Source organism: Microvirgula curvata (assembly GCF_054781615.1).
The window spans coordinates 244097-269950 of sequence record NZ_BAAGUB010000028.1; the positions used below are offsets into that span (position 1 = coordinate 244097).

General features: G+C 65.9%; 26 protein-coding genes. 10 read left to right on the plus strand and 16 right to left on the minus strand.

Features of this window, described 5'->3' with window-relative positions; all coding sequences use genetic code 11:
• The first annotated feature begins 67 nt into the window (after window positions 1-67).
• Window positions 68-901 carry a dienelactone hydrolase family protein gene (locus ACYVG8_RS12160; protein ID WP_107888878.1) on the plus strand — a complete coding sequence of 278 codons (834 nt, stop codon included), beginning with the start codon at window positions 68-70 and terminating at the stop codon, window positions 899-901.
• 1 nt (window position 902) lies between these two features.
• Here ACYVG8_RS12160 and ACYVG8_RS12165 read toward each other — a convergent pair whose 3' ends face one another.
• Window positions 903-2105 (minus strand): class I SAM-dependent methyltransferase, encoded by a 1203-nt coding sequence (locus ACYVG8_RS12165; RefSeq protein ID WP_460745897.1) that lies wholly within the window; start codon window positions 2103-2105, stop codon window positions 903-905.
• A gap of 347 nt (window positions 2106-2452) precedes the next feature.
• Here ACYVG8_RS12165 and ACYVG8_RS12170 point away from each other — a divergent pair, with 347 nt between their 5' ends.
• Entirely contained in the window at window positions 2453-2941 is a 489-nt protein-coding gene (locus tag ACYVG8_RS12170; RefSeq protein WP_028498529.1) for a universal stress protein, read from the plus strand.
• 59 nt (window positions 2942-3000) lie between these two features.
• On the opposite strand, the gene ACYVG8_RS12175 is transcribed toward ACYVG8_RS12170, so the two are convergent.
• Window positions 3001-3789, minus strand: coding sequence for a DeoR/GlpR family DNA-binding transcription regulator (locus ACYVG8_RS12175; RefSeq protein ID WP_028498528.1), 789 nt, complete (start codon window positions 3787-3789; stop codon window positions 3001-3003).
• Between the two features lie 229 nt (window positions 3790-4018).
• Between ACYVG8_RS12175 and glpK the strand changes: the two genes are divergently transcribed.
• Window positions 4019-5491, plus strand: coding sequence for a glycerol kinase GlpK (gene glpK / locus ACYVG8_RS12180; protein WP_460745899.1), 1473 nt, complete (start codon window positions 4019-4021; stop codon window positions 5489-5491).
• 62 nt (window positions 5492-5553) lie between these two features.
• On the opposite strand, the gene ACYVG8_RS12185 is transcribed toward glpK, so the two are convergent.
• The 4 genes from ACYVG8_RS12185 to ACYVG8_RS12200 all read right to left on the minus strand — a co-directional run bounded on the left by ACYVG8_RS12185 (window position 5554) and on the right by ACYVG8_RS12200 (window position 10340).
• Entirely contained in the window at window positions 5554-6756 is a 1203-nt protein-coding gene (locus tag ACYVG8_RS12185; protein WP_107888875.1) for a heme biosynthesis HemY N-terminal domain-containing protein, read from the minus strand.
• Complete coding sequence (locus ACYVG8_RS12190) at window positions 6753-7802, minus strand: uroporphyrinogen-III C-methyltransferase (protein ID WP_051528716.1); 1050 nt, start codon at window positions 7800-7802, stop codon at window positions 6753-6755. The genes ACYVG8_RS12185 and ACYVG8_RS12190 overlap by 4 nt, the downstream gene beginning before the upstream one ends.
• The gene (locus tag ACYVG8_RS12195) at window positions 7795-8541 is read right to left on the minus strand and encodes a uroporphyrinogen-III synthase (RefSeq protein ID WP_028498525.1); all 747 of its coding nucleotides are present in this window, start codon (window positions 8539-8541) and stop codon (window positions 7795-7797) included. The genes ACYVG8_RS12190 and ACYVG8_RS12195 overlap by 8 nt, the downstream gene beginning before the upstream one ends.
• A 68-nt stretch (window positions 8542-8609) precedes the next feature.
• Window positions 8610-10340: a DEAD/DEAH box helicase gene (locus tag ACYVG8_RS12200; RefSeq protein ID WP_084299889.1), complete on the minus strand. Its 1731-nt coding sequence runs from the start codon at window positions 10338-10340 to the stop codon at window positions 8610-8612.
• A gap of 378 nt (window positions 10341-10718) precedes the next feature.
• On the opposite strand from ACYVG8_RS12200, the gene ACYVG8_RS12205 reads away from it, so the two are divergent.
• The 4 genes from ACYVG8_RS12205 to ACYVG8_RS12220 are packed head-to-tail and all read left to right on the plus strand — an operon-like array spanning window position 10719 to window position 13033.
• Window positions 10719-11675, plus strand: coding sequence for a CsgG/HfaB family protein (locus ACYVG8_RS12205; protein ID WP_315382482.1), 957 nt, complete (start codon window positions 10719-10721; stop codon window positions 11673-11675).
• A gap of 22 nt (window positions 11676-11697) precedes the next feature.
• Window positions 11698-12006 carry a hypothetical protein gene (locus tag ACYVG8_RS12210; protein WP_028498523.1) on the plus strand — a complete coding sequence of 103 codons (309 nt, stop codon included), beginning with the start codon at window positions 11698-11700 and terminating at the stop codon, window positions 12004-12006.
• On the plus strand, window positions 12003-12380 hold the full coding sequence (locus ACYVG8_RS12215; RefSeq protein WP_107888874.1) for a DUF4810 domain-containing protein: 378 nt from the start codon (window positions 12003-12005) through the stop codon (window positions 12378-12380). Before ACYVG8_RS12210 ends, ACYVG8_RS12215 begins: the two co-directional genes overlap by 4 nt.
• A complete protein-coding gene (locus ACYVG8_RS12220) occupies window positions 12377-13033 on the plus strand; it encodes a DUF799 domain-containing protein (RefSeq protein WP_036385461.1) in 657 nt (218 codons plus the stop codon). The genes ACYVG8_RS12215 and ACYVG8_RS12220 overlap by 4 nt, the downstream gene beginning before the upstream one ends.
• Window positions 13034-13101: 68 nt before the next feature.
• On the opposite strand, the gene ACYVG8_RS12225 is transcribed toward ACYVG8_RS12220, so the two are convergent.
• The 5 genes from ACYVG8_RS12225 to ACYVG8_RS12245 all read right to left on the minus strand — a co-directional run bounded on the left by ACYVG8_RS12225 (window position 13102) and on the right by ACYVG8_RS12245 (window position 18289).
• The gene (locus tag ACYVG8_RS12225) at window positions 13102-14643 is read right to left on the minus strand and encodes a DHA2 family efflux MFS transporter permease subunit (RefSeq protein WP_028498521.1); all 1542 of its coding nucleotides are present in this window, start codon (window positions 14641-14643) and stop codon (window positions 13102-13104) included.
• A gap of 12 nt (window positions 14644-14655) precedes the next feature.
• Complete coding sequence (locus ACYVG8_RS12230) at window positions 14656-15801, minus strand: HlyD family secretion protein (RefSeq protein WP_112691963.1); 1146 nt, start codon at window positions 15799-15801, stop codon at window positions 14656-14658.
• Window positions 15802-15885: 84 nt separating this feature from the next.
• Window positions 15886-17349, minus strand: coding sequence for an efflux transporter outer membrane subunit (locus tag ACYVG8_RS12235; RefSeq protein WP_460745901.1), 1464 nt, complete (start codon window positions 17347-17349; stop codon window positions 15886-15888).
• Window positions 17350-17439: 90 nt separating this feature from the next.
• Window positions 17440-17934: a MarR family transcriptional regulator gene (locus ACYVG8_RS12240; protein ID WP_028498519.1), complete on the minus strand. Its 495-nt coding sequence runs from the start codon at window positions 17932-17934 to the stop codon at window positions 17440-17442.
• Between the two features lie 115 nt (window positions 17935-18049).
• Entirely contained in the window at window positions 18050-18289 is a 240-nt protein-coding gene (locus ACYVG8_RS12245; RefSeq protein ID WP_028498518.1) for a DUF2061 domain-containing protein, read from the minus strand.
• Between the two features lie 195 nt (window positions 18290-18484).
• Between ACYVG8_RS12245 and yedA the strand changes: the two genes are divergently transcribed.
• Window positions 18485-19390, plus strand: a complete 906-nt coding sequence (gene yedA, locus ACYVG8_RS12250) for a drug/metabolite exporter YedA (RefSeq protein WP_460745903.1) — start codon at window positions 18485-18487, stop codon at window positions 19388-19390.
• Window positions 19391-19496: 106 nt separating this feature from the next.
• Here yedA and ACYVG8_RS12255 read toward each other — a convergent pair whose 3' ends face one another.
• The 5 genes from ACYVG8_RS12255 to ACYVG8_RS12275 form a co-directional block, all read right to left on the minus strand.
• Entirely contained in the window at window positions 19497-20375 is an 879-nt protein-coding gene (locus tag ACYVG8_RS12255; protein ID WP_107888872.1) for a phosphoribosylaminoimidazolesuccinocarboxamide synthase, read from the minus strand.
• Window positions 20376-20438: 63 nt separating this feature from the next.
• Window positions 20439-21116, minus strand: a complete 678-nt coding sequence (locus ACYVG8_RS12260; RefSeq protein WP_028498515.1) for an NYN domain-containing protein — start codon at window positions 21114-21116, stop codon at window positions 20439-20441.
• Window positions 21117-21271: 155 nt separating this feature from the next.
• Window positions 21272-22402: a 5-(carboxyamino)imidazole ribonucleotide synthase gene (locus ACYVG8_RS12265; protein WP_460745906.1), complete on the minus strand. Its 1131-nt coding sequence runs from the start codon at window positions 22400-22402 to the stop codon at window positions 21272-21274.
• The gene (purE, locus tag ACYVG8_RS12270; RefSeq protein ID WP_028498513.1) at window positions 22399-22890 is read right to left on the minus strand and encodes a 5-(carboxyamino)imidazole ribonucleotide mutase; all 492 of its coding nucleotides are present in this window, start codon (window positions 22888-22890) and stop codon (window positions 22399-22401) included. Before purE ends, ACYVG8_RS12265 begins: the two co-directional genes overlap by 4 nt.
• 94 nt (window positions 22891-22984) lie before the next feature.
• Window positions 22985-23470 (minus strand): TlpA family protein disulfide reductase, encoded by a 486-nt coding sequence (locus tag ACYVG8_RS12275; RefSeq protein WP_028498512.1) that lies wholly within the window; start codon window positions 23468-23470, stop codon window positions 22985-22987.
• A gap of 69 nt (window positions 23471-23539) precedes the next feature.
• Here ACYVG8_RS12275 and ACYVG8_RS12280 point away from each other — a divergent pair, with 69 nt between their 5' ends.
• Both ACYVG8_RS12280 and gshA read left to right on the plus strand, forming a co-directional pair.
• Window positions 23540-24484 carry a carbohydrate kinase family protein gene (locus ACYVG8_RS12280; RefSeq protein WP_107888870.1) on the plus strand — a complete coding sequence of 315 codons (945 nt, stop codon included), beginning with the start codon at window positions 23540-23542 and terminating at the stop codon, window positions 24482-24484.
• An 83-nt stretch (window positions 24485-24567) separates the two neighbouring features.
• Complete coding sequence (gshA, locus tag ACYVG8_RS12285; RefSeq protein WP_112691960.1) at window positions 24568-25851, plus strand: glutamate--cysteine ligase; 1284 nt, start codon at window positions 24568-24570, stop codon at window positions 25849-25851.
• Window positions 25852-25854: the final 3 nt, after the last annotated feature.

Below are 25854 nucleotides of genomic sequence, written 5' to 3' on the forward strand. Positions count from 1 at the left end.
CGGGCTTGACGTACGCCGGCCGGAAGGCGATACCGGAAACATTGCCTGCCGCCGTGGAGTGCCCGTCATGCCCCCCTTTTCCCGTCGTGATTTCCTGACCACGCTGGCTGCCGGCGGTTTTGCGCTGGCCGTGCAGCCGGTTGCGCAGGCCACGGTCATCACCACACCGTCGGACGGACTGGTTGCCGGGCTGGTCACGATACCGGCGGCCGATGGCGTCGCGCTGCCGGCCTACCGCGCCATGCCGACCGGACCCGGTCCGTGGCCGGTCGTGCTGGTAGTACAGGAAATTTTCGGCATTCACGCCCATATCCAGGATATCTGCCGTCGGCTGGCCCGGCTCGGCTACTGCGCAGTGGCACCGGCACTGTATTTTCGCCAGGGAGACGTGTCGCGGATCAGTGACATCGCGACCATCATGGACACGGTGGTGAGCCGGGTGCCGGATGCGCAGGTGCTGTCCGACCTCGACGCGGCACTGGCCTGGGCCGCGGCCCACAGCCATGGCGATACCGGGCGTGCGGCCATTACCGGGTTCTGCTGGGGCGGGCGCATCGCCTGGCTGTACGCGGCGCACCGGCCGACGCTGAAGGCCGCTGCCGCCTGGTATGGCCGGCTGGTCGGTGAGCACACGGCGCTGACGCCGCAGCAACCGGTCGATATCGGCGCCGGGCTCAGGGTGCCGGTGCTTGGCCTGTATGGCGGGGCCGACAGCGGGATTCCGCTCGATACTGTCGAGCGCATGCGTGCGGAAATCGGTGCCAGCGGCAGCGAAATCGTCATCTATGCCGATGCGCCGCATGCCTTTTTTGCCGACTATCGGGCCAGTTACCGGGAAGGCGCCGCCACGGATGGCTGGCGCCGCATGCTGGAGTGGTTCCGTCGCCATGGCGTGGCCTGAGCTACCACAGCACCGGCTCCCCGCCGCTGTACAGGTGCGCCTGATGGCGCGGCGGATGTGCGGCCAGTCCGCGCGAGAACAGGAATTGGCCCAGATCCAGCCCGCCACCACGGAATGACGCCTCGCTGCCGCGCAGGTACAGCGTCCACATGCGCACGAAGCGTTCATCGAAACGGGCACGGACCGCATCCAGATGACGGTCGAAATTGGCGCGCCAGTGCGCCAGGGTGGCGGCGTAGTGCAGGCGCAGGCTTTCCTGCGTCAGCAGGAAGAAGCCGGTTTTTGCGGCGGTATCGGCCAGCCGCGGCAGGTACGGGATCTCGCCACCGGGAAAAATGTACTTCTCGACCCAGCGGTTGGTGTTGCCATCGTCGGTATGGCCGACGATGGTATGCAGCAGAAACAGGCCGCCCGGTTCGAGCACATCGGCGACACGGGCGAAATAGCGGGCGGCATGCCGTTCACCGACATGCTCGTACATGCCGACGCTGACCGCCTTGTCGAAACGGTCGCTGGCACCGGACAGGTCGAGGTAATCCATCTGCCGGATCTCGATCCGGTCCGACAGACCGGCTTTGGCAAGGCGTGCGCGGCCGGCGTCGGCCTGTTCCGCAGACAGGGTCAGGCCGACGCCGCAGATGCCGTGGCGCTGGGCCGCGCGGATCAGCAGGGCGCCCCAGCCGCAGCCGACGTCCAGCAGTCGTTCGCCCGGTTTCAGACACAGTTTGGCGAGGATATGGTCGATCTTGGCCTGCTGTGCCTGCTCCAGCGTCATGTCCGCTGTGGCGAAATACGCACACGAGTAGTTCATGTCCGGATCGAGCCACATGCGGTAGAAATCGTTGCCGATATCGTAATGATGGGCGATGTTTTCCTTCTGCCTCGCCCGCAGCCGCAACCGGTCGAGTGTGCGTGCCACACCGGCCACCCGCGCCAGCGGGCCGTCCAGTATCTGCCGGTTGCTGTTGATCAGCCCCAGCATGGCATCCCAGTCACCATCGAAGTCGAGCACGCCATCCATATAGGCTTCGCCCAGCGATACCATGGGATCTTCGGCGTTGAAGGCCGGTTCGGCATGGAAATTCAGGCCGAACGCAGGCTCGTCCCCGCCGTAGCGGCGGACATCACCGTCCCACCATTTCACCTGGAAGCCGGGGCCGGTCAGCCGTGCCAGAACGGCTGCGAGTGTGGACTTGGTCAACATGGCAGTCTCCTTTTCCTGCTCAAGCCGGAGGACAACGATTCGATGGTCACTTGAGCATAGTCACGGTTGGCGCTTGCTTCACGTCAAATCGTTTGCCGAATATGACAGCTGCCGTCGCGGCGGGCCGGGGGATTGCGTTATCCTCATTGCCATCATTCCCGCACGTATCGGTTTCCCTGCCGTTAATGAACCGGCCGTGACAGCGGTTGCCGGGCCCGGTCGGCCGGCAGGGGGAGAGAAGGTGTTTTCGCCTGCGGCCGGTGCAGCCCCATCATGGGAAAATGATGTGGAGACAGGGCATCGGGCCGTGCCGGCGTCCAGTCATCGTGAAAATCCAAGGAGTCCTCATGTACCAGCACATCGTTGCGTCGATCGACGAGAGCAACAACGCGTCGCAAGCGCTCGAACAGGCCATCGCAGTGGCGAAACTGGCAGGTGCGCAACTGCACCTGGTGCATATCGTCAATCTGTTCGAACTGGCACTGGAAGAAGTGGTGCTGGCTGACAAGGCCAAGCTGGCCGAACTGGCTCACCGCCACGGCGAGGCGCGGCTGGAAGGGGCCGCTGCGCAGGCTCGCGCCGCCGGTCTGGAACCGTCGCTGTTCATCGCCGAGTGCTGGGGCGGTGGCGATGAAATCGCCGACGGGCTGCTGAACTATGCGCGCAGCGTGCCGGCCGATCTGCTGGTGCTGGGCACGCATGGCCGCAGCGGACTGATGCACATGATGCTCGGCAGTGTGGCCGAGTCGGTCATGCGTCAGGCCGACATGCCGCTGCTGGTGGTGCGTTCGGAAACCAGCGAGCACACGCCGGGCAAGCGCCGTCCGGTGCTGTAAGCGGATAGCAGAACGCCGGGCATGGCCCGGCGTTCTGCTGTCCGCAATGCGCGGGGGACTTATCCGCGCACGGGAGCCGGCTGACCTTCGACCACGAACAGGCGCACGCTGTTCTCGTTCAGATGCGGCATCAGCTCGGCCGGCGGCTCGTCGTCGGTGAACAGTGCGTTCATCTCGCCGATATGGCATACCTTCATCATCGCGTTGCGGCCGAACTTGCTCGAGTCGACGACCAGGAAGCGCTGACGGGCATTGTTCATCATGGCCTTGGTTGCGCGGACTTCGCGGTAGTCGTAGTCGAGCAGCGTGCCGTCGTTGTCGATGCCGTTGGCACCCATGATCACGTAGTCGACCTTGAACTGCTCGATCATGTCGACCGGCGCCATGCCGGTCAGCCCGCCATCCTTGCTGCGCACCACGCCACCGGTAATGATGACTTCGAAGTCGGGGCGGCGGGTAATGATGGTGGCGATATTCAGGTTGTTGGTGATGACGCGCAGGTGCTGGTGATTGATGATCAGCTCGCGTGCGACAGCCTCTATCGTGGTGCCGATGCTCATGAACAGTGAACAGTCGTCCGGCACGTGCTCGGCGACCAGCTTGGCGATCCGGGTCTTTTCGGCCTGGTTCTTGACCTTGCGGGTCGCGTATTCCTCGTTTTCGACGCTGGGTCCGAGGGCGGCACCACCGTGGAAACGGCGCAGCAGGTTTTCTTCGGACAGGGTATTGATGTCGCGGCGGATGGTTTGCGGCGTGACATCGAGCAGACGGGCGAGTTCCTCGATCGGCATGAACCCGCTGGCCCGTACCAGCTTCAGGATCTGTTCATGACGCGGCAGGCGATTCATCTGGCAGGGATCTTGTGTTGCGTTTGGATCACATGTTTTTAGCATGATTGACAGGGGTGCGCAAACGAAAGCATCCGCACCATTGCCCTGCGTTCCGGTTCGGAATCGAAACAGGGCACCAGGAAAAAACCGACAGACGGCGGCAATGGCGAGGTTTGACATAAAATGACCGGCGTCCATTTCTCCACCCGGATCGGGCCTTCGCCCATCCCTGCCTGCGGCCCGAAAAATGCCTGAATACCTGCTGGCCATCGACCAGGGCACGACCAGTTCGCGTGCCATTGCCTTCACCCGCGACGGCCACGCCGCTGCCAGCAGCGGGCGGGAGCTGCCGCAGATCTATCCGGCCTCAGGCTGGGTCGAACACGACCCGGAGCGGATCTGGGACGATGTGCGCCACTGCGTGCGCGAAACCCTGTCGCAACTGGAGGACGGCAGCCGCATTGCCGCCATCGGCGTGACCAATCAGCGCGAAACCACCGTACTGTGGGATCGCCGCAGCGGCCGTCCGCTGCACAACGCCATCGTCTGGCAGGACCGGCGCACCGCCGCCGACTGCGAGGCGCTGGCCGATCACGAGGACTGGATCGCCGGGCGCACCGGTCTGCTGCTCGACCCGTATTTTTCCGCGACCAAGCTGGCATGGCTGCTGAAAACCGTGCCCGGCGCCCGTGCGGCGGCCGAGGCCGGCGAACTGGCGTTCGGCACCATCGACAGCTTTCTGCTGTGGCGGCTGACCGAGGGCCGCGTTCACGCGACCGACGCCAGCAATGCCGCCCGTACCCTGCTGTTCAATATCCATACCCAGCAGTGGGACGACGAACTGCTGGCGCTGTTCGACATCCCGCGCTCGCTGCTGCCCGAGGTGCGCGATTCGGCAACCGATTTCGGCCAGACGCGGCTGTTTGGCGACCTGATGCCGATTACCGGCATGGCCGGCGACCAGCAGGCCGCCACGGTCGGCCAGGCGTGCTTCGAGCCGGGCATGGTCAAGTCCACCTACGGCACCGGCTGCTTCATGGTGATGAATACCGGCAGCCTGGCCCTGCGTTCCCGCCACCGGCTGCTGACCACCGTGGCCTACCGGCTGGACGGCGTGCCGACCTACGCGGTCGAGGGCAGCATCTTTATTGCCGGGGCGGCGGTGCAATGGCTGCGCGATGCGCTGAAGCTGATCGAGCACGCCGGCGATACCGAAGGCCTGGCGCGGCAGGTCGACTCGACCGGCGGCGTCTATCTGGTGCCGGCCTTCACCGGCCTCGGCGCGCCGTACTGGGACCCGCTGGCGCGTGGCGCCATTACCGGCCTGACGCGGGATTCCGGCATCAGCCATATCGTGCGTGCGGCGCTGGAATCGGTCTGCTACCAGAGTCGCGACCTGCTCGATGCGATGCGCGCCGATGGCGCCTGCCCGGCATCGATCCGCGTCGATGGCGGCATGGTCGCCAATGACTGGCTGATGCAGTTTCTGGCCGACATGCTCGGCGTGGATGTCGAACGCCCGGGTACCAGCGAAACCACGGCCCTGGGCGCTGCGTGGCTGGCCGGGCTCGGCTGCGGCTGGTACCGCGACCTGGCCGAGCTGTCGGCGCTGTGGCGGCGCCAGGCCCGCTTCGTTCCGGCCATGGCCGAGGACCGGCGCGCGACGCTGTACGCCGGCTGGCTGAAGGCGGTGGCGAAGACGCGGGATACGGATGGTTGACGCCTGAAAATGAGAACAGGCCGGCATATGCCGGCCTGTTCTCATTCAGACGTGTTCCCGGCTCAGCCGGCTTGTGCCAGTGCCAGTCGCACGCATTCGTCGAAGTGGCGACGGGCCTCTTCATCGCGGTCGAGGCGCTTGAACAGCTTGGCCAGTTCGGCATGTGTCGCCAGGGCCGGGTCCAGCGTGGCGCTGGCTTCCAGATAGCCCTGTGCCTTGCCCCAGAGCTTCTGGGCGACGGCCAGCCGGCCCAGCGTCAGCAGCAGGCGCGGATCGCGGCGTTCGGTTTCCAGCCACTTCTCTGCCCGCTTGGCCAGCGCCAGACGACCCTCGTCGTCGAGGTCGGCAACGTAGCGGCCCAGTTCCCCGGCCAGTTCGCTGGAATAGCTGGCATCCAGGCGCCGGGTCAGGAAATCGACCGCCATCGGCGTGTCGCCGAGTTCATGCGCGTGCTGGGCGGCGGCGATGCGCAACTCGTCATTCTCGCGCTCCTGCGCCGGAATCTTGCTCCACCAGCGCTTGAGTTCCTCGGCGTCGATCAGGCCACCCATCTGCTGGCGCCAGGCGGCCAGCCGGTAGCGGCGTGCCTGTTCCGGGCTGATGGCCTCGGCCTTCAGCAGTTTCTCGGTCAGGGCCAGCACGGCATCCGGCGCGCCCTGGGCCAGGCTCAGCCGCAGTTCGAGCCGCAATGCGGCGGTCAGGTTCGGCGACAGCTGGCGCGCGCGGTCGATGACGGCGCGAGCCGCGACGTACTGCTTGTCCTCCAGCAGGAATTCGGCGGCGCTGACGCAGCGGGCCAGTTCGGCCGCCTCGCCCTCGTTCTCCAGCCGGACCAGATAGCTGTCGCGCTTGCCGGCATCCTTGACCGCATGGGCGGCACGGGCCGCGACCAGCAGGGCAATGGCGCGATTCTGCGCGTCGCTCTCGTTGTCGACCGACTTGATCGCCTCGCGTTCGGCCTTCTGGTAGCGGCCTTCGAACAGCGACAGCGTCGCATCGCGCAGCGCGTGGCGCGCCGCGTCGAGTTTTTTCTGGCGCTGGAAGCGCTTGACCCGTTCCGGCAGCGACAGCGCAATGCTCAGCGCACGCAGGATCAGGTAGGTTGCGATCACTGCCGCCAGCAGCAGGACCACCATCAGGTTCAGCGACAGCTCCACCCGGTACGGCGGCAGGATCAGGATCGCGTAACCCTTACTGACTTCAGCGAACAGCGCAAAGCCGACAGCGACGGCAAACAGGCCGACCAGCCACAACACCCACTTCATGACGCGCTCCCCGGCTTGGCCAGCGGCGTCAGCAGCGCCCGTGCCGCCTTCAGGCTGGCATCAAGACTGGGAATATCGGTGCTGACCGGGCTGCTGGCGACATTGTCGAGCAGTTGCAGCCATTGCGCCGTCTGCTGGGTCTGGGTGTCGAAGTAGCGGCGCGCGTAGTCCTGCGCCTGGCCCAGATCGGTCGTGTAGCCCTGCGAGTCACGCTGCAGCAGGGCCAGACGGGCATCGAGCAGGCGCAGCTTGAGGTTTTCGCGCAGGAAGAACGCCTGTTCGGGCGACAGCAGCAGCGCATCCGGCTTGTCCATGTTCTGGATGCGGATCAGACCGGTAAAGCCGTTCCACAGCTCGCGGGTGATTTCACGCCAGCGGCTGGTGGCCGGTGCCGTCGCGGGCGGCGTGGCGGCCTTGCCGTTCGCCGCCGTTTCCACCACGCGGTGGCCGTCGACGACCAGCGGCAGGGTGTCGACGCCGGAGACCAGCCGGTCCAGCTTGACCGACAGGCCGACCACGTCGACATACGGCAGCGCCTTCAGCGCTTCCAGATCGTGGCCGATGCCGCGGCGCAGCGCGATGTATTGCGGCTTGTCCTGGTTGGCCAGACGGGCGTCGATGTTTTCCAGCGCGGCGATGGCGGCCGGCACATTGCCGGCCAGTTCGAGCTGCTGGCTGGCGATGGTCAGTGCGTGTTCGATTTCAGCCTGCTGCCAGTCTTCCCGGTTCTTGGTCAGCTCGGCGTACATCGACTGCAGCGTCGCGTACTGGCCGGCGGACTCGGCGACGCGCGCTTCGGTCTGGTTCAGGCGGGTGGCGAGCTGGTCGATGGCCTGCTGGCTCTGCGATTGCGCGGCCCGCGCGGAGACGCTCAGGCCGGAGGTTTCCGCCAGCCGTTTGGCCAGGTCGAGCTCGGCGCGATCGAGAACGCGCCGGGTCTCATACCATTGCCAGCCGGAAACCCCGAGCGCGATGAGGGCGACGATCAGCGCGAGGCTGATGCGGCGCGGCGTACGGGTGACGACAGGTACAGAAGATTCAGTCATGCGTGGCAAACCATTCGATCAGCGCGGCGACGATGCCGTCGTCTCCGGCCGAAGTTGTCAGGACATCATGCACGCCAAGCTGGCGCAGGCGGTCGGCCACCCGCTCATGCGGCACGATATGCACGATTGATTGTAACGACGCCCATAGGGCCTCGCCAACCGCGTCGCGCAAGGCATTAGCGATTTCACGGCTGGTCACCACCGCGCCAGCGCGCGGATGGGCCGCGAGCGCGGCCGCCAGCGCGGCGCGATCGACCGGCCGGGGCCGGCGTTCATAAGCGTCAATAGATACCACGCGCGCACCGCGCGCAGCCAGTGTTTCCGTCAGCAGGGGACGTCCGCCACGGCCCTTGACGACAAGAAAGCGCCGATCGTGAAGATCGGCGAGTTCCGGACAGGCGAGCAGGGCTTCGCTGTCATTGCCGTGGGTCGGGAACAGCACCGGCCGGCCGGTCAGTGCCGACAGCGCGCGGGCAGTGCCGGCACCGACGGCAGCCAGTTTCAGCGCCGGTGGCAGTGTCTGCAGCACATCGGCACACACCGAGACGGCCGACGGACTGACGGCGACCAGCCAGTCACAGCCGGCCAGCTCACCGGCCAGCCGGTCAAGCCGGGCCGGGTCGGGCACGATGTCGATGACCGGCAGCGCCAGCGGGACCAGGCCCGCCTGCGCCAGCCGGTCGGTCAGCGCGGCGGACACGGTGTCCGGACGGGTCACGAGTACGAGCGGAGCGGACATGGATTCCGTTCAGAAAGAGACAACGGCCATTCTACCCCGGCGGCATCGCTCCCCGCCCTTGTCTGCGCTCAGCGACCCCGGTTCTTGTTGCCGTGACCGCCGAGCAGCGCGGCGACCGGCTTGCGTGGCGGCTTGCGGTTGCCGCCGTTGTTCAGCACATGGCTCAACAGCACCGGCTGACCGCTGTAGACCGACGGATCGCTTTCCATCGAGTTGCCGGGGGCGGCACGGTCGTTGCGCGACTGCTTGTTGCCGTTGGCTTCGCCACGATTGCTGTCCTGCGGACGGTTGTCGCGCGGCTGGGCATCGCGGTCACGCGGTTGCGCGTCGCGGTCACGCGGCTTGCCACCCTTGCCGCCATTGCGGTTGCCCGGTTGCGACGAACGGCCCTCGTGCGGCTTGCCCGGTGCACGCGGCGGGCGGGCGCTGGCTGTTGCCTGGACTTCCGGCTGCTGGCCTGCGGCCTGCTCGCCGGCCGGCTTCTTGGTGCGGCGGCGCTTCTTCCGGGCGGCGCCATCGGCGGATTCGCGCGCGGCGCTGTCCTGGCGGTCGCCTGCGGCCGGGCGTGGCTGGCGCGGCGACGCATTGTGGCGCGGTTGCTGCTGGCGGCCGCGGTTGCCACCCATCGGGATCGGTTCCGGCGGCACGCTCAGGTCGGCCTCGAAACCTTCGATGGTGAAGCGCGGGATCGACTGGCGGGTCAGCTTTTCGATATCGGCCAGGAACTTGATCTCGTCCACGCAGACCAGCGACACGGCGCAGCCGGGGCTGCCGGCGCGGCCGGTACGACCGATGCGGTGCACATAGTCTTCCGGCACGTTCGGCAGTTCGAAGTTGACGACCTGCGGCAACTGGTCGATGTCGAGACCGCGCGCGGCGATATCAGTGGCCACCAGCACCTGCAGCGAGCCGTCCTTGAATTCGGACAGCGCACGGGTACGGGCGCCCTGGCTCTTGTTGCCGTGGATCGCGGCGGCGCGGACGCCATGCTTGTCCAGCGTTTCCGCCAGGCGGTTGGCACCGTGCTTGGTACGGGTGAACACCAGCACCTGCTCCCAGTGACGTTCGCGGATCAGGTGTTCGAGCAGCTCGCGCTTCTTGTCACGGTCGACCAGGTGCACGCTCTGTTCCACCAGCTCGGTGGTGGTGTTCGGCGGCGAGACCTCGATCAGCTTCGGCGACTGCAGCAGGGTATCCGCCAGACGCTTGATCTCGTCGGAGAAGGTTGCCGAGAACAGCAGGTTCTGGCGATGGGCCGGCAGCAGCGCGAGCACCTTGCGGATGTCGCGGATAAAGCCCATGTCCAGCATGCGGTCGGCTTCGTCCAGCACCAGGATTTCGATGCCGGACAGATCGACCGCGCGTTGCGAAATCAGGTCCAGCAGCCGGCCCGGCGTTGCCACCAGGATGTCGACGCGCTTTTTCAGCGCGCTGATCTGCGGATTGATGCCGACACCGCCGAAAATCACCAGCGAGGTCAGGGGCAGGTATTTGCCATAAGTGGCCACCGATTCCTCGACCTGGGCGGCGAGTTCGCGCGTCGGGGTCAGGACCAGCGCGCGCGGCCTGCCGGGCGGGTGCGAGTTGGCGTGGGTGGACGCCAGCAGTTGCAGCAGGGGCAGCGTGAAACCGGCGGTCTTGCCGGTGCCGGTTTGCGCGGCCGCCATCAGGTCTCCGCCTGCGAGCACCTGTGGAATGGCCTCGCGCTGGATCGGGGTGGGTTCGGTATAGCCCTGGTCGGCAACGGCACGCAATAGCGGCTCGGCCAGACGCAGGTCTGCAAACGTCGTTTGGCTCATAGACTTTCCTGCATCCACACCATCAACGCGAGCGCGTGATGCCAATCCGGTGCAGATGTTGTCGGATTTCAGCCGGAGCAGGACGCTCCTGGCAGGGTCTTTTCTAGAAGGATTCCAGCCCGCGGGGACTGGCTCGACGCGGGCTGGCGGATTTTAGCGGTTGTTGGCCCGCCCGTGTAGTGATTCCTGCACGAATTGACCAATGACGGCTTCCCGCCTGTCGGATCATGCCCGTGTTTCACCTCTCTGTGCACGTATTCACAAGCTAATTTGCCCTGTCGCAAAATGCCGACATTCTGACGGCATGGGTTTCACGGGGTCCTGCATGTCATGCCAATATGGCTGCCGTTTTACCTTTTTTCACGAAAAATTTTCCCGATGACCAAAATCCACCTGGCCGTACTGGCTGCCCTGCTGGCAGGGTGCGCCACGCAGAACCCTGTTCCCAAGTCGGTCGAGTTGCCGGTGTCGCCGGTTCGCCAGGCAGAGGCCCAGGCCACCGCTGCCCAGCCGCAGCAGAAGACGCTGAAGCGCAAGCTCGCCATCGGTCGCTTCACCAATGAAACCCGCTACGGCCGCACCTTCGTCACTGACGACAACCTCGATCCGATCGGCAAGCAGGCCTCGGACATGCTGGCCAACCGGCTGGTGGCGTCCAACCGCTTCCTGGTGTTCGAGCGCCAGGACCTGAACAGGATCAAGGCCGAGCAGGCCATCCTGCAGCAGGCCGACCTGGTCGGCGTCGACACGCTGATCCTCGGCTCGGTGACCGAGTTCGGTCGCAGCACCACCGGCAAGTCCGGCTTCCTCAGCGCCACCAAGATCCAGACCGCACGGGCCAAGGTCGAAATCCGCCTGGTCGATGCCCGTACCGGGCATGTGTTCTTCTCGGCCAATGGTGCCGGCGAGGCCAGCACCGAGTCCGGCCAGGTCGCCGGTTTCGGCAGCAAGGCCGATTACGACGGCTCGCTGAATGATCGCGCAATCGGCGCCGCGCTGTCCGATGTGCAGACCGCGCTGATGAACAAGCTCGATGCGCGGCCATGGCGCACCGACATCCTGAAGGTCAGCGGTCGCCAGCTGTATATCAGCGGCGGCGAGCGGCAGGGTCTGCGCGTCGGCGACATGCTCGACGTGATGCATGAGGGCGAGAAGGTCAAGAGCGGCCAGACCGGCTTCCGCATCGCCCTGCCGGGCACGCAGGTGGCCCGGGTCCGCGTGGTGCAGCTGTTCGGCGACAACGACAGCAACGAAGGCGCCGTCGTCGAACTGGTGTCCGGCTCGCTCGGCAAGGCCAGAACCTCGGACCTGTACATCGCTGAATCGCGTCACTGATCCCCGACCTGAAGGAACCCGCATGAAACGGCTTTCCCTGGTGGCCCTGCTGGCGTTGACCGCCTGCGCGCTGCCGCATACCGATGTCCGCACCGCCACGCTTCGTCCGACGCTGAGCGTCGTGGGCGCGCCGGCCCGGGCCCAGTTGTTCGTCGACGGCATCGCTGCCGGCGATGCGTCGCAATACGATGGTGTCCGGCAGACGCTGACGGTCGAGGAAGGACCGCACCAGCTGCGCGTCGCGGCCGACGGCCAGGACCTGTACCGGCAGCAGGTGCTGCTGACCAATGGTGAGCGCCACGTGATCCGGCTGGGAGAGGCTGCCAGATGATCCATCGCCACCTCCTGCTGCCGCTGCTGGCCGCGCTGATGCTGGCCGGCTGCGCCGCCCAGCGCGACAAGTACACGTGGGGCGAGTATGAAAGCTCGCTGTACAGCTACTACAAGAACCCGGAAAACGCCGCCGCCCTGACACTGGCGCTGCAGAAAACCATCGAAGGCGCAGAAAAGGGCAAGCTGCCGCCGGCGCCCGGCCTGTATGCCGAATACGGCTACCTGCTGATGCAGCAGGGCAAGAAGCAGGAAGCCATTGCCGCATTCGAGAAGGAAAAGCAGCGCTGGCCCGAGTCCGGCAAGCTGATGGACAACATGATCAAGGCGGCTTCGGCCGGCAAGAAACCCGCCAGCCAGGAGAGTGCATCATGATCGCGCGCCGGATCGGAACCGTGCTGGTCGGCCTGATGCTGGCCGTCTCCAGCCTCGCGGCAAGGGCGGAGGACGCCGACAAGCCGTCGGCGGAAAAACTGCGCGAGGCCAACCTGCGCTCGGTGCTGGTGGTGCCGGTGGTCAACCGCAGCGTGGACGTGGATGCGCAGGACTACTTCCTGACCACCATTTCCCGCCCGCTGGCCGAACGCGGCTACTACGTTTTTCCGGTGCATCTGGTCAAGCGGATGATGGAGGACGAGGGCATGGCCGATGCCGACATGGTGCACGGGGCCGACCCGCGCCAGCTGGCCGGCCTGTTTGGCGCCGACAGCGTGCTGTACATCTCGATCGAGCGCTGGGATGCGCGCTATATCGTGCTGTCGACCACGGTCACCGTGGCGCTGGACTATACGCTGAAGAGCGGCCTGACCGGCGAGACGCTGTGGAAGAGCCACCAGCAGCTTGCCTATTCGCCGCAGAACAACAACAGCTCCGGCAATCCGCTGGTGGATCTGGTCGCCATGGCAGTGACTGCAGCCATCGCCAAGGCCTCGCCGAACTACATGCCGCTGGCGCAGCGCGCCAATCAGCAGGCGGTGTATACCGGCGGCCTGCTGCCGGGGCCGTACGACCTGCCGGCAGAAAAGTAGTCATTCAGCAGCAGTAAAAAAAGAACGCTCCGTTTCCGGAGCGTTCTCTGTTTCCGCATACTGGCTGACTAGTGGGCGCCACCGCCGTCGGACGCACTGCCACCGGATGGCCGGCTGGCGAACCAGATGGTGCCGGTCAGGATCAGGAACAGCCCGCCAGCGGCCCAGAAGATCTCGTTCGCACCGATCACGTAACCCTGGCGCACGATTTCGCGCAGCGTGACCCCCAGTGCCTGGCCGTCGGTCAGCCCGGCCAGATGGTAGTCACCCAGCGCTGCATGCCAGGCCGGGTTGTAGGTCGACACGTTCGCGCTCAGGTCGACGTGGTGGACGGCTTCGCGCCGCTCCCAGATCGACGTGATCAGCGAGGTGCCGATCGCGCCGGCCTGCACCCGCATGAAGTTCGACAGCGCCGAGGCGCCGGCGATCTGGTTCGGCTTGAGCCCGGACAGGGTGATGGCGGTCAGCGGCATGAAGAAGCATGCGATGCCGATGCCCTGGACGAACTGTGGCCAGACCACATCGGAGAAGGCCATGCCGGGCTCGAAAGTCAGCGCACGCCAGATAAAGGTGAAGGCGAACACCACGAAGCTCAGCGTGGCCAGCCAGCGGAAGTCGATCCGGTTGGAGAACTTGCCGATGATCGGTGACAGGATGACCGGCAGGATGCCGATCGGCGCTGCCGCCAGACCGGCCTGGGTCGCGGTATAGCCGAGGTGTTCCTGCAGCAGCAGCGGCAGCAGCACGATCGAGCCGAAGTACAGCATGTAGCCCAGTGCGGTCGAGACCGAACCGACCAGGAAGTTGCGCTGCCTGAACAGCGACACGTCGACCACCGGGTGGGCGTCGGTCAGCTCCCAGATCACCAGTGCGATCAGCGCCAGCCCGGACACGATGGCCAGGGTGACGATCTCGGTCGAGGCGAACCAGTCGAGATCCTTGCCCTGGTCGAGCATCACCTGCAGCGCGCCGATGCCGAGTGCGAGCAGGATCAGGCCCATGCGGTCGATCGGGATCTCGAAGCGGGCAGTTTCGCGCTCGCGCAGGATCGGCCAGGCCATCCAGCAGGCCAGAATGCCGATCGGCACGTTGATGAAGAAGATCCACGACCAGTGAATGTTGTCCGAGATCCAGCCGCCGAGAATCGGGCCGAAAATCGGCGCGACAATCACCGTCATCGACCACAGCGCCAGCGCCATGCCCTTTTTCTCGTTCGGATAGCAGGACAGCAGCAGGCTCTGCGACAAGGGGATCAGCGGACCGGCCACCGCGCCCTGCAGCACGCGGAAGAAAATCAGCAGTTCCAGGCTCGGCGCGATGCCGCACAGCGCCGAGGTGATGATGAAGCCGATATTGGCCAGCATGAACAGCCGGACTTCACCGAAACGCTTGGCCAGGAAGCCGGTGATCGGAATCGAGATGGCGTTCGCCACCCCGAACGAGGTGATCACCCAGGTCCCCTGGCTGGTGGACGCCCCGAGGTTGCCGGCGATGGTCGGGATCGCCACGTTGGCGATCGTGCTGTCGAGCACCTGCATGAAGGTCGCCAGAGACAGGGCAATGGTGATCAGCCAGCGGGTGCTGCCTTCCAGCGGCGGATGCGGGGTCATGTGACCGCTCCCTTACTTGCCGGCGTTGGCGGCGATGACATCGGCCACCAGCGCGTCGGCATCGGCCAGGTCCTGGGCATAGACCCCGGTGTGCGAGGCCGGACGGGCCGGCGGGGCGTCGGCCAGGATGCGGCCCGATTCGTCACGGGTGTCGATATTCACCGTCATCGACAGGCCGACACGCAGCGGATGCGTTTCCAGTTGCTTCGGGTCCAGCGTCACCCGCACCGGCAGGCGCTGCACGACCTTGATCCAGTTGCCGGTTGCATTCTGCGCCGGCAGCAGCGAGAAGGCGCTGCCGGTGCCGGCCGAGACGCCGGCCACCTTGCCGGTGTATTCGATCTTGCCGCCGTACAGGTCGGCTTCGAGTTTGACCGGCTGGCCGATGCGCACGCGGTCGAGCTGCACTTCCTTGTAGTTGGCATCGACCCAGACGTCACGCAGCGGCACCACGGCCATCATCGGCGTACCGGCGGCCACGCGCTGGCCGACCTGCACCGAGCGGCGGGCGACATAGCCGTCGACCGGCGCCACCACGGTATTGCGCTTGCGCGCCAGGTAGGCTTCCTTCAGCGCAGCGGCAGCCTGGGCCACCTTCGGCTGTTCGGCGATCGGCGAGTCCAGCACCTGGGCGCGGGCCGTGGACCGGTTGCGGTTGGCGACATCGAGGGCGGCGCGGGCGGCGGCGACCGCGTCGCGGGCATGGGCGAGGTCTTCCGGCGTCACCGCGTCGGTGCCGACCAGTTTTTCGCGCCGGGCCAGATCGCCTTCGGCCTTCTGCAGGTCGATTTCGCGGGCGGCAACCTGGGCGGCCGCGCTGTCGGCGCTGAAGGTCGCGCCACGGGTCGAGCGCACGGCATCGGCCAGGGCGGCACGGGCGCGCTGGTAGGCGAGTTCGGCATCGGCCGGATCGAGCTTGACCAGTACCTGGCCGGTCTTGACGAAGTCGGTGTCGTCGACCATGACCGTGCTGACCGTACCGCCGGTCAGCGGGGTGATGGCGACCATGTGACCGGCGACATAGGCATCATCGGTTTCGATGTGATAGCGGCCATGCAGTCCCCAGTAGGCACCATAGGCAACGCCGGCGACGACAACAGCGGCGGCCAGCAGGGTCAGGGCCTGCTTGCGGGACTTCGGTCTGGCTTGTGCGTTCATTTTTCTTTATCTCCGGGCCGGCGTCAGGGACGCCGGCACGCTCGTGTCATTGGGTAGGGTATAGCTGTGGGGGTGTGATCGGGGTCAGGCGCCGAGTGCGCGGGCAGCATCCATGCGTGCCAGCCATTCCTGTGCCAGCGCGTGGCGGGCGCTGCGCTCGCCCTGCAGGCGGGCCAGTTCGGCTTCCAGCGCGTTGCGGACCGGTGCGATGCCGCCGGCGGCACGCGCCCTGGCAATGCTGGCGGCGCGGGCGTTTTCGCCGAGCACGGCATCGGCCTGGCGGCGGGCATCGCTGCTGGCCTGCACCGTCACCATGGCATCGGCGCCATCACGGGCAGCGTTGATCAGGGTGCGGGTGTACTCGGCATTGGCCAGATCGAAACGGGCGGCGCGGCTGCCGAGCTGGGCGCGCAGAGCGCCACCGTCGAAGATCGGCAGCGAGATGGCCGGCATGATGTCGTAGGTGCCGCTGGCTTTTTTCAGCAGATCACTGACATGGCCGGCGGACACGCCGGCAAAGCCGGTCAGCGACACGGTCGGATAGAAGGCGGCGCGAGCCGATTTCACCCCTTCGGCCGCCGCCGTCACGCTGTCGCGGGCGGCCTGCACATCCGGGCGGGCTGCCAGGTGGGCCAGTGTCGGCTGGGCCGGCAGGGTCACTGCGCTGGCGGCGGGCAGCGCGGCCGGCGTCAGTGCGGCAAAGGCATCCGGTCCCTTGCCGGCCAGCGCGGCCAGCGCATGGCGCGCCTTGGCAACGCTCTGGTCGAGACTGGCGATCTCCGCCTTCTTCTGGTCGCGCTGGGCATTGATATTGGCCGCCAGATCGGCCGGCGCGATGCCGGCCGTCACCTGCTGCCGGGTCAGCGCCGCGCGGCGTTCCAGCGCCGCCAGTTCGGCACGGGCCAGATCACGCTGGGTGATGGCGTCGCCAAGCGTCACATACTGTGCGGCCAGGGTATGGGCCAGCAGCCGGTCGGCATCGCGGGCCTCGGCGCGCGCCACTTCGACCTGCGCCTGTGCCGCGCGTTCTTCGGCGGCGAATTGTCCCCACCAGTCGAACACATACTGCACCGACAGGCCGGTCCGGTAGAGCGGGTACCACTCGCCACCGAGCGGAGCCGGGAACATCGGGTTGTTCAGCGAGATGCGCTGGCGGTCATAGGCCAGTTGCAGGTCGACATTCGGCCCCTGGGCCGCTTCGGCCAGGCCGGCGGCGGCCATGGCCGAGCGCACGCGGGCGGCGGCGGCGGTCAGTGACGGGCTGGCGGCGCGGGCCTCGGCCAGTGCGGCGGCGAACTGCGGGTCGCGCTGCGCCAGCGCGAGCCAGCCATCCGCTACCGGCGCGGCCTCGACGCCGGCCGGACGGGCCAGCTGCATTTGCGCCGGGTCCGGCGTGGTGGTCTGCGGCGCAATGCCGTGCGGTGATGCGCAGCCGGCCAGAATCAGCGCCGCGACCAGCGCGGCCAGGGGCGAAGCGGACCGGGCCGGCTGTCCGTGCCGGGTCCGGGCGTCGCAATGCGGTCGGCCCGCAAGCTGGGATGCACTCATGTGTTCTTTATGTCCTGTGAAGTCTCGCAGGCAGGAAGTCGATACTTCCCATGCGATTAATTTCATTTGTAATTATATTTGTGACAAATTTCAGCCGCCCAGCGTGGCCAGCAGCTTCCGCATCAGGCCTTCCATGGCCACTTTCTCGGTCTCGGAAAACGAGCCCCACAGCGAGCGGTGCATGACGCGGATTTCCGGCAGCAACTGTTCGACCATCTTCAGCCCTTCCGGTGTCAGTTTCAGGTACAGCCGGCGGCGGTCCTCGCTGCAGGTTTCGCGCGACACCCAGCCGTTGCGGACCAGCTCGTCGGCCACGCGGGTGATGTTGGTCCGCGACGAGTCGAGTACATCGGACAGGTGGGACGGGCCAATGGCGTGGTTCTCGGCCGAGAAGATCGACATCAGGGCCAGGTACAGCGTCTCGTTGAGGCCGTACTGCCTGAGGCCGTCATTGAAGAAATTGTTCAGGCGCGGAATGATGTGATAGTAGAGCCGGGTCAGCAGGATTTCCTGCCGCGGCGAGCCGGGGTAGCGTGCACCGGCCCGGTCGATGGCCTGCTCGAACTGCTTGAAGGATTCGTTCATTGCTCTGGGTCAAATGGTCAGCACTGAAATTGTAACGTGCGTGACTACTTAGTCAAGAAGAAAGTCCATTATCGGACCTTTCTTTAAGCGCTGTCTAAGATTTCGGCGGCGGATTTCAGATGCCGGCACCGGCGACCGCCTGTGACTGGCGCCGTGCGCGGCCGAGCGCGTTCCAGGCCTTTTCATGGAAGAAGTAGGCCACGGTATTGCACAGCGGTTCGACCATGGCCAGCAGGCTGGCGATGCCGAGGCTGCCGGTCAGCAGATAGGCGACAGTAAAGGCCACGGTGAAGTGGACGGCGGCGAAAGTCAGCGTCTTCAGCAGCGGCGAGTTCGGGGCGGGATGGAAGTGCATGGCGGGCTCCGGCGGGGTCGGCGTGATAACGATGTCTGCAGATTACCCATCACCGGGCCAGAGATGAATTTGATTGTAAAAACCAGTTTGATTGTCAATCGCTATCGTTGACAGGTGTCAGCCGTCTGCCTGACCCTGAAGCCCATAGAATGAGCCGCTGCCGGCCCCTGTCCCGCTTTTTCCGAAAGACCTTCCATGCAAGCCCCTGCTCCAGCCGACCGACTGCGGCTGATCGCCTCTTTTTTTGCCCTCTACGTGATCTGGGGCTCGACCTATCTGGCGATCCGCTTCGGCGTGGAAAGCTGGCCGCCGCTGATGATGGCCGGCGTCCGCTTCCTGATTGCCGGCAGCCTGATGTACGTCTGGCTGCGCCGGCATGGCGCGCCGGCGCCGACCCGTGCCGAGTGGAAGGGGGCGGCCCTCGTCGGCGCCCTGCTGCTGGCCGGCGGCAATGGCGGCGTGACCGTGGCCGAGCAGTGGGTGGCTTCCGGGGTTGCTGCCCTGGGCGTTGCCACGGTGCCACTGTTCACCCTGGTTTTCGCCCAGCTGTGGGGCCAGCGCAATACCCGCCGCGAATGGCTGGGTATCGGACTCGGACTGTTCGGCATGCTGCTGCTGAATATGGGCGGCAATCTGCAGGCCAGTCCGGTCGGCGCCGTGCTGATCCTGCTGGCGGCGGCGTCGTGGGCGCTGGGCTCGGTCTGGGGCAAGCGCCTGTCACTGCCGGCCGGTGCGATGGCCCCGGCGGCGGAGATGCTGGCCGGCGGCGCGGTGCTGATGGTGGCCAGTCAGCTGGCTGGCGAGCGCATGCACGCCCTGCCGACGGCGACGGGCTGGGCCGTGCTCGCCTATCTGGTGGTGTTCGGCTCGCTGATCGCGTTTTCTGCCTACCAGTACCTGCTGCGGCATGTACGGCCGGCTGCGGCAACCAGTTATGCGTATGTGAACCCGGTGGTGGCCGTGCTGCTCGGCATGCTGTTCGCCGGTGAGCATATCGGTGCGGCCGAATGGATGGCGATGGGCGTGATTGTCTGCGCGGTGATGCTGATCGGCCTGCCGAAGCGGGGGTCGCGCCTCGCTGCGCGAAACCGCCGGCACTGACATTCGTGGACGGGGTTTGCAAGCATCTGGCCGGCCCGTTGCCGGGCCGGCCAGATGCTTGTGGTGGTGCGCACCGGCGCGACTGCAATTGCCGGTGCTGTCTGACTCAGGCCGTCAGCCGGGTCAGCGCCTCACGGTACTTGTCGGCGGTCTTCTGCGCGACGTCGGCCGGAATGGCCGGGGCCGGCGGCTGCTTGTTCCAGCCGACGCTTTCCAGCCAGTCGCGCACGAACTGCTTGTCATACGACGGCGGGTTGCTGCCGGGCTGGTACTGGTCGGCCGGCCAGAAACGGCTCGAATCCGGGGTCAGCGCCTCGTCCATCAGCGTCAGCGTGCCGTTTTCGTCCAGGCCGAATTCGAACTTGGTATCGGCAATCAGGATGCCGCGGGTGGCGGCGAAGGCAGCGGCGGCCTGGTACAGGCGGATGGCGGTGTCGCGCACTTCGGCGGCACGGTCGGCGCCGATCAGGTCGGCGCACTGGGCGAACGAGATCGGTTCGTCATGGTCGCCGACGGCAGCCTTGGTCGACGGGGTGAAGATCGGTTCCGGCAGCTTGTCCGCTTCGCGCAGCCCGGCCGGCAGCCTGATGCCGCTGACTTCGCCGCTCTGGCGGTAATCCTTCCAGCCGCCACCGGCCAGGTAGCCGCGCACCACGGCTTCGACCGGAATCGGCGTCAGTCGCCGGCAGACCACGGCGCGGCCTTCGACCTGTGCGCGGTCTTCGGCGGACACCACGTCTTCCGGACGATCGCCGGTCAGGTGGCTGGGCACCAGGTCCTTGAAGCGTTCAAACCAGAAATTGGAAATGGCGGTCAGGATCTTGCCTTTTTCCGGGATCGGTTCGTCGAGGATGACGTCGAACGCCGACAGGCGGTCGGTGGCGATCATCAGCATGCGGGTGTCGTCGATCTGGTACAGGTCGCGAACTTTCCCGGAGTAGATTTTCTTCAGGCTTTTGAGGTCGGTGGTGGTCAGGCCGCTCATGGCTATCTTTCGGATCAGGAAAAAGGCGCGGGACGATGCGGGGTGGCATCGTCCGCAGTCGATTCAGACGTTGCCGCTGATTTCGCGCACCGGGCGCGGACAGGTGGAACGCAGGCCGTCGATATGGTTGAACAACTCGGAGGCGACCGGCTTCCACATCGGATCGAGCACCAGGTCGATGCCTTCCGGGCGCACCAGCTTGGCCAGCGGCACGAAGTCGGCGTCGGCGGAGAACAGCACGATCTGGTCGACCTGCTTCTTGTACACCAGTCCGGCGACATCGAGGGCCATCAGTGTGTCGATGCCGCCCTGGCGCACGTCATAGGCGAAGTCTTCGTCGCGCAGTTCGTCGACGGCGCGCTCGTGCTTGACCAGCGCGCGCTGGACCATCGGTTTCAGGTTCCACTGGCCGAAATCGGCCAGCTGGCCGTAGCGCAGCACCAGCTTGCGCTTGCGCGACAGCGCTTCATGCAGGCCGGTGCGGAAGCGGGCCTCGGCCGATTCGCCAAAATCGCGCAGATTGCCGGAAACCGGCATGTGGACTTTCTTCGCCAGCGGCGGACAGTCATAGAAGAAAATGCGGTACAGGTCGCGGCGTTCGTCCTGCTGGTTCAGGTGGGCGAGCGACCAGCGGACCAGGGTATCGGCCACGTCTTCAGGGGTGTGCGTTGCGGCGTCGGATACCAGCGAACGGTAGCGGTGCAGGAAAAAGGCACCGTCGATGAGGATGGCTGTTGCCATGTTGGGATGAACCTCGGTTAAAACGATAAAACGCTTGTGGGGTCGGCCGGCCGGCAATGGGGATCGGACGGGCTTACTGCCAGAAGCGGTAGGGGGCGAACAACACAGTAAAAAAGTAAAAAGGCCCCGGAGGCGGGTCCGGGGCGATGTGATGGTTACAGCGTTTCCTGCAGGGCCCTGGTCTGCTCGATCAGGTTGTCGACATCGCTGCCGACCACGGTGAAGTGCCCCATCTTCCGGCCCTTGCGGGCGGTGTCCTTGCCATACAGGTGCAGTTTGGCATTCGGGGTGTCCATCAGCACGGCCCAGTACGGTGCCGAGCCGTCGGCCTTCCAGCGGTCGCCGAGCAGATTGGCCATCACGACCGGGGTCAGCAGGTCGGCGCGACCCGGCGCCAGGCCGCACAGTGCGCGGACCTGTTGCTGGAACTGGTCGGTATTGCAGGCATCCAGCGTGTAGTGACCGGAATTGTGCGGACGCGGGGCGATCTCGTTGATGACCAGCGAGTCGTCGGCAAGGACGAAGAACTCGACGGCCAGCACGCCGACGTAGTCGAGCTCGTGCGCCAGGCGGATGGCCATCTCGCGGGCGCGGGCGGCCAGCGCATCGCCAATGCGCGCCGGCACGATCGACAGCTCCAGAATGCCGTCGACGTGTTCGTTTTCGGATACCGGGAAGCTGTTGACCAGCGCGTCGGACACGCGGGTGACGATGACCGAGATCTCGCGCTGCAGCGGCAGGCGCTTCTCCAGCACACAGGCCTGGCCACCAAGGTTGGCATAGGCGGCGCGCGCGGCTTCCGGCGTGTCGACCCGGACCTGGCCCTTGCCGTCGTAACCGAGGCGGGCGGTCTTCAGGATGCCTGGCAGCCACGGCGACAGGTCACAGGCCAGCTCTTCCACCGATTCGATGGCGAGGTACGGCGCGGTATCCAGCCCGGCGCGGCGAATCCAGGATTTTTCGGCGATGCGGTCCTGGGCGATGGCGACGCAGTCGGCCGACGGGCTGACGCGGATGGTCTGGGCGAGCCAGCGCATCGAGTCGGCATTGACGTTCTCGAATTCGGTGGTCACGGCGGCACAGGTATCGGCCAGCGTCTTCAGCGCATCGCGGTCGTCATAGGCGCGGCACAGGTGGACGTCGGCGAACGCGGCGGCCGGGGCCCTGGCGTCCGGGTCGAGCACGGTGACGCGGTAACCGAGCGTGCGGGCGGCGATCGTGAACATGCGGCCGAGCTGACCACCGCCGAGAATGCCGAGCATGGCCGGCGGAAGGATGGGGGTCATTCGGCGCTGATCTCCGGCAGGACCATGTCCAGCACGGTCTGCTTCTGTTTTTCGCGGAAGGCCTTCAGCTGCGTCGCCAGCGCCGGATCGGCATTCGCCAGCATGGCGACGGCGAACAGTCCGGCATTGGCCGCGCCGGCTTCGCCGATGGCGAAGGTCGCGACCGGGATGCCCTTCGGCATCTGGACGATGGACAGCAGCGAGTCCTCGCCGCGCAGGTAGCGCGACGGCACCGGCACGCCAAGCACCGGCACATGGGTCTTGGCGGCCAGCATGCCCGGCAGGTGGGCCGCGCCACCGGCGCCGGCGATGATGGCTGCCAGTCCGCGCTGTTCGGCCGTTTCCGCGTACTCGAACAACAGGTCCGGGGTCCGGTGGGCGGAGACGACCCGGGTTTCAAAGTCGACGCCGAAATCCCTGAGGACGCGGGCGGCGTGTTCCATCACGGGCCAGTCGCTCTGACTCCCCATCACAATACCGATTTTCATGCGATGCAGTTGTTGTTCAACGGAAAGCGCGATCTTACCTGAAAACCGGGTGGATTCAGCGTTTGGCTGTCGCCCGGGCATGCTTTTCAGGGCCTTACAGGCGCGGGCGGACTGCGGCTTCAAGCTGGGCTTCATTGAGCCGGCCGGTCAGGCTGGCGACCTGGCGGCCGCTGCGGTCGAGCACGGCGGTGAATGGCAGCGCACCGACCTTGTTGCCGGCGGCGCGCAGCAGATTCATGGCGCTCTGGTCGCCGATCAGCACCGGATAGGTGATGCCGAACTGATTGACGAAGTTGCGTACCGACACCTTGTCGTCGATGGCGACGCCGACCACGGTCACGCCATGCGGGCCCCATTTCTGGCTGAACGTGTTCAGCATCGGCATTTCCTCGCGACACGGCGCACACCAGGTCGCCCAGAAGTTCACCACCACCACCCGCCCGCGCCACGCTTCAAAGCCGTGCGGCTTGCCCTGCAGGTCCGCATAGCTGATGCCGTCGAACGGCGGCGCGGCCAGGCTGACGGCCGGCGCGGCGCCGAACAGCAGCGCGGAGAGCAGAAGGAGGGAGGATTTTTTCATTGCGGGCCTTTCAGGGGGGAGCGCGAACCATCTTAGAATGGGCGGATTACGACATACAGGAGCCGGCCCATGTCCGTGCTGGTCTGCGGTTCCATTGCTTATGACACCTTGCTGACGTTCCAGGATTCGTTCAGCAAGCATATTCTGCCCGATCAACTGCACAAGCTGTCGGTGTGTTTCATGGTGCCGCACTTGCGGCGCGAGTTCGGCGGATGCGCCGGCAATATCGCCTACAACCTGAAAATGCTGGGTGGCGACCCGGTCATCCTGTCGTCGGCCGGTGACGATTTCGGCCCGTATCGCCAGCATCTGCAACGACAGGGACTGCGTACCGACGGCATTCGCGAGATTGCCGACTGTTATACCGCGCAGTGTTTCATCACCTCGGATCGCGACGACAACCAGATCACCGCCTTCCATCCGGGTGCCACCGATTTCGCGACGCTGAACCATGCCGGGCAGATGCCCGGCATCGAGCTTGCCATCGTCGCCCCGAGCGGCCACCAGGCCGATCTGCAGCATGCGCGCGAGCTGTCCGCTGCCGGCGTGCCGTATTTTTTCGACCCGGGCCAGGAACTGCCGCTGCTGTCGGACGCCGAACTGCAGGAAATGATCGAGCGGGCGACCTATCTGGCGCTGAACGACTACGAGGCCGAGATGATGCAGGCGCGCACCGGTCTGACGCTGTCGCAACTGGCCGGACGGGTCGAGGCACTGGTGGTGACCCGTGGTGCACAGGGTTCGGACATCTATGCCGACCGGCATTATCGTATCGAGGGCGTGCCGGCGGAGCGGGTCGTGGACCCGACCGGTTGCGGCGATGCGTATCGTGCCGGTCTGCTGTACGGCATCAGTCATGGACTGGGCTGGCTGGCGTCGGGCCGGCTGGCGTCGATGCTGGGCGCCATCAAGATTGCCAGCCGCGGCGGACAGAACCATGTATTCGACTGGCCGGGCCTGGCGCGGCAGTACCAGACGCATTTCGGCGACGCGTGGCCAGGGCAGCTGCCTTGACTAATTTCGCCGGCTACTCTTGAAAAATGACCCGGCGATCGCCATCAACGCCGTTTGTATACAAACCTCCCCAAGGGGACACCATGCCCGTCACGTCGCTTGCTTCTTGTCAGACCGCACCGCTCATCGAACTCGAGCGACGCCTGCTCGCCGGACAACCGCAGATCGAACACTGGTTCCGTCGTCAGTTCGCCGAGCATGCGCCGCCGTTCTATGGCTCGGTCGACTTGCGCAACAGCGGTTTCAAGCTGGCGCCGGTGGACATGAACCTGTTCCCGGGCGGCTTCAACAATCTGGGACGCGATGCGCAGCCGCTGGCGGTGCAGGCCGTCACCCATGCGGTGGAGCGGGCCTGCAACGACGCCAAGAGCATCCTGCTGATTCCGGAAAACCACACCCGCAACACTTTCTATCTGAAAAATGTTGCGGCACTGGCGCGCATCCTGTCGCAGGCCGGCTTCCGGGTCCGCATCGGCAGCCTGCTGGCGGAAATCACCGCACCGACGGTGTTCGACCTGCCGGACGGCGACACGCTGACGCTGGAACCGATCGTGCGACGCGGCAACCGGCTGGTGCTGGCCGACGGCTTCAATCCGTGCCTGATCCTGCTGAACAACGACCTGTCGGCCGGCGCGCCGGCGCTGCTGCGCGATCTCGAACAGAACGTGCTGCCGCCGCTGCATGCCGGCTGGGACGTGCGCCGCAAGACCCACCACTTTGCCGCCTATGACAGCGTGGCCAACGAGTTCGGCGAACTGCTGTCGATCGACCCGTGGTTCGTCAATCCGTACTTTGCCGCCTGCGGCGGGCTGGATTTCCACGAGCGCCAGGGCGAGCAGGTACTGGCCGACGCGGTCAGCGACCAGCTGGCGCGGATCGGTGCCAAATATCGCGAACACGGCATCAGCGAAACGCCGTTCGTGATCGTCAAGGCCGATGCCGGCACCTACGGCATGGGCGTGATGACCGCCAAGAGCCCGGACGACGTGGTCGGGCTGAACCGCAAGCAGCGCAACAAGATGTCGGTGATCAAGGAAGGCCAGCAGGTCAGCGAAGTCATCGTCCAGGAAGGGGTCTATACCTTCGAGACGGTGGCTGATGCGGTGGCCGAGCCGGTCATCTACATGATCGACCGCCATGTGGTCGGTGGCTTCTACCGGGTGCACGAGGGCCGCGGCGTGGACGAGAACCTCAATGCGCCGGGCATGCATTTCACGCCGATGACCTTCGATGCGGCCTGCCTGCCGGACATGACCTGCGGGCCGGAATGCTCGACCAACCGGCTGTACGCCTATGGCGTCGTTGCGCGGCTGGCGCTGCTGGCGGCATCGCGCGAACTCGAAGCCACTGATCCGGCTCAAGGCTGAACC

Excerpts from the sequence above, each read along its gene's own strand:
- ACYVG8_RS12160 (WP_107888878.1), top strand. The coding sequence starts at position 68 with ATGCCCCCCTTTTCCCGTCGTGATTTCCTGACCACGCTGGCTGCCGGC.
- ACYVG8_RS12165 (WP_460745897.1), bottom strand. The coding sequence starts at position 2,105 with ATGTTGACCAAGTCCACACTCGCAGCCGTTCTGGCACGGCTGACCGGC.
- ACYVG8_RS12170 (WP_028498529.1), top strand. The coding sequence starts at position 2,453 with ATGTACCAGCACATCGTTGCGTCGATCGACGAGAGCAACAACGCGTCG.
- ACYVG8_RS12175 (WP_028498528.1), bottom strand. The coding sequence starts at position 3,789 with ATGAATCGCCTGCCGCGTCATGAACAGATCCTGAAGCTGGTACGGGCC.
- glpK (WP_460745899.1), top strand. The coding sequence starts at position 4,019 with ATGCCTGAATACCTGCTGGCCATCGACCAGGGCACGACCAGTTCGCGT.
- ACYVG8_RS12185 (WP_107888875.1), bottom strand. The coding sequence starts at position 6,756 with ATGAAGTGGGTGTTGTGGCTGGTCGGCCTGTTTGCCGTCGCTGTCGGC.
- ACYVG8_RS12190 (WP_051528716.1), bottom strand. The coding sequence starts at position 7,802 with ATGACTGAATCTTCTGTACCTGTCGTCACCCGTACGCCGCGCCGCATC.
- ACYVG8_RS12195 (WP_028498525.1), bottom strand. The coding sequence starts at position 8,541 with ATGTCCGCTCCGCTCGTACTCGTGACCCGTCCGGACACCGTGTCCGCC.
- ACYVG8_RS12200 (WP_084299889.1), bottom strand. The coding sequence starts at position 10,340 with ATGAGCCAAACGACGTTTGCAGACCTGCGTCTGGCCGAGCCGCTATTG.
- ACYVG8_RS12205 (WP_315382482.1), top strand. The coding sequence starts at position 10,719 with ATGACCAAAATCCACCTGGCCGTACTGGCTGCCCTGCTGGCAGGGTGC.
- ACYVG8_RS12210 (WP_028498523.1), top strand. The coding sequence starts at position 11,698 with ATGAAACGGCTTTCCCTGGTGGCCCTGCTGGCGTTGACCGCCTGCGCG.
- ACYVG8_RS12215 (WP_107888874.1), top strand. The coding sequence starts at position 12,003 with ATGATCCATCGCCACCTCCTGCTGCCGCTGCTGGCCGCGCTGATGCTG.
- ACYVG8_RS12220 (WP_036385461.1), top strand. The coding sequence starts at position 12,377 with ATGATCGCGCGCCGGATCGGAACCGTGCTGGTCGGCCTGATGCTGGCC.
- ACYVG8_RS12225 (WP_028498521.1), bottom strand. The coding sequence starts at position 14,643 with ATGACCCCGCATCCGCCGCTGGAAGGCAGCACCCGCTGGCTGATCACC.
- ACYVG8_RS12230 (WP_112691963.1), bottom strand. The coding sequence starts at position 15,801 with ATGAACGCACAAGCCAGACCGAAGTCCCGCAAGCAGGCCCTGACCCTG.
- ACYVG8_RS12235 (WP_460745901.1), bottom strand. The coding sequence starts at position 17,349 with ATGAGTGCATCCCAGCTTGCGGGCCGACCGCATTGCGACGCCCGGACC.
- ACYVG8_RS12240 (WP_028498519.1), bottom strand. The coding sequence starts at position 17,934 with ATGAACGAATCCTTCAAGCAGTTCGAGCAGGCCATCGACCGGGCCGGT.
- ACYVG8_RS12245 (WP_028498518.1), bottom strand. The coding sequence starts at position 18,289 with ATGCACTTCCATCCCGCCCCGAACTCGCCGCTGCTGAAGACGCTGACT.
- yedA (WP_460745903.1), top strand. The coding sequence starts at position 18,485 with ATGCAAGCCCCTGCTCCAGCCGACCGACTGCGGCTGATCGCCTCTTTT.
- ACYVG8_RS12255 (WP_107888872.1), bottom strand. The coding sequence starts at position 20,375 with ATGAGCGGCCTGACCACCACCGACCTCAAAAGCCTGAAGAAAATCTAC.
- ACYVG8_RS12260 (WP_028498515.1), bottom strand. The coding sequence starts at position 21,116 with ATGGCAACAGCCATCCTCATCGACGGTGCCTTTTTCCTGCACCGCTAC.
- ACYVG8_RS12265 (WP_460745906.1), bottom strand. The coding sequence starts at position 22,402 with ATGACCCCCATCCTTCCGCCGGCCATGCTCGGCATTCTCGGCGGTGGT.
- purE (WP_028498513.1), bottom strand. The coding sequence starts at position 22,890 with ATGAAAATCGGTATTGTGATGGGGAGTCAGAGCGACTGGCCCGTGATG.
- ACYVG8_RS12275 (WP_028498512.1), bottom strand. The coding sequence starts at position 23,470 with ATGAAAAAATCCTCCCTCCTTCTGCTCTCCGCGCTGCTGTTCGGCGCC.
- ACYVG8_RS12280 (WP_107888870.1), top strand. The coding sequence starts at position 23,540 with ATGTCCGTGCTGGTCTGCGGTTCCATTGCTTATGACACCTTGCTGACG.
- gshA (WP_112691960.1), top strand. The coding sequence starts at position 24,568 with ATGCCCGTCACGTCGCTTGCTTCTTGTCAGACCGCACCGCTCATCGAA.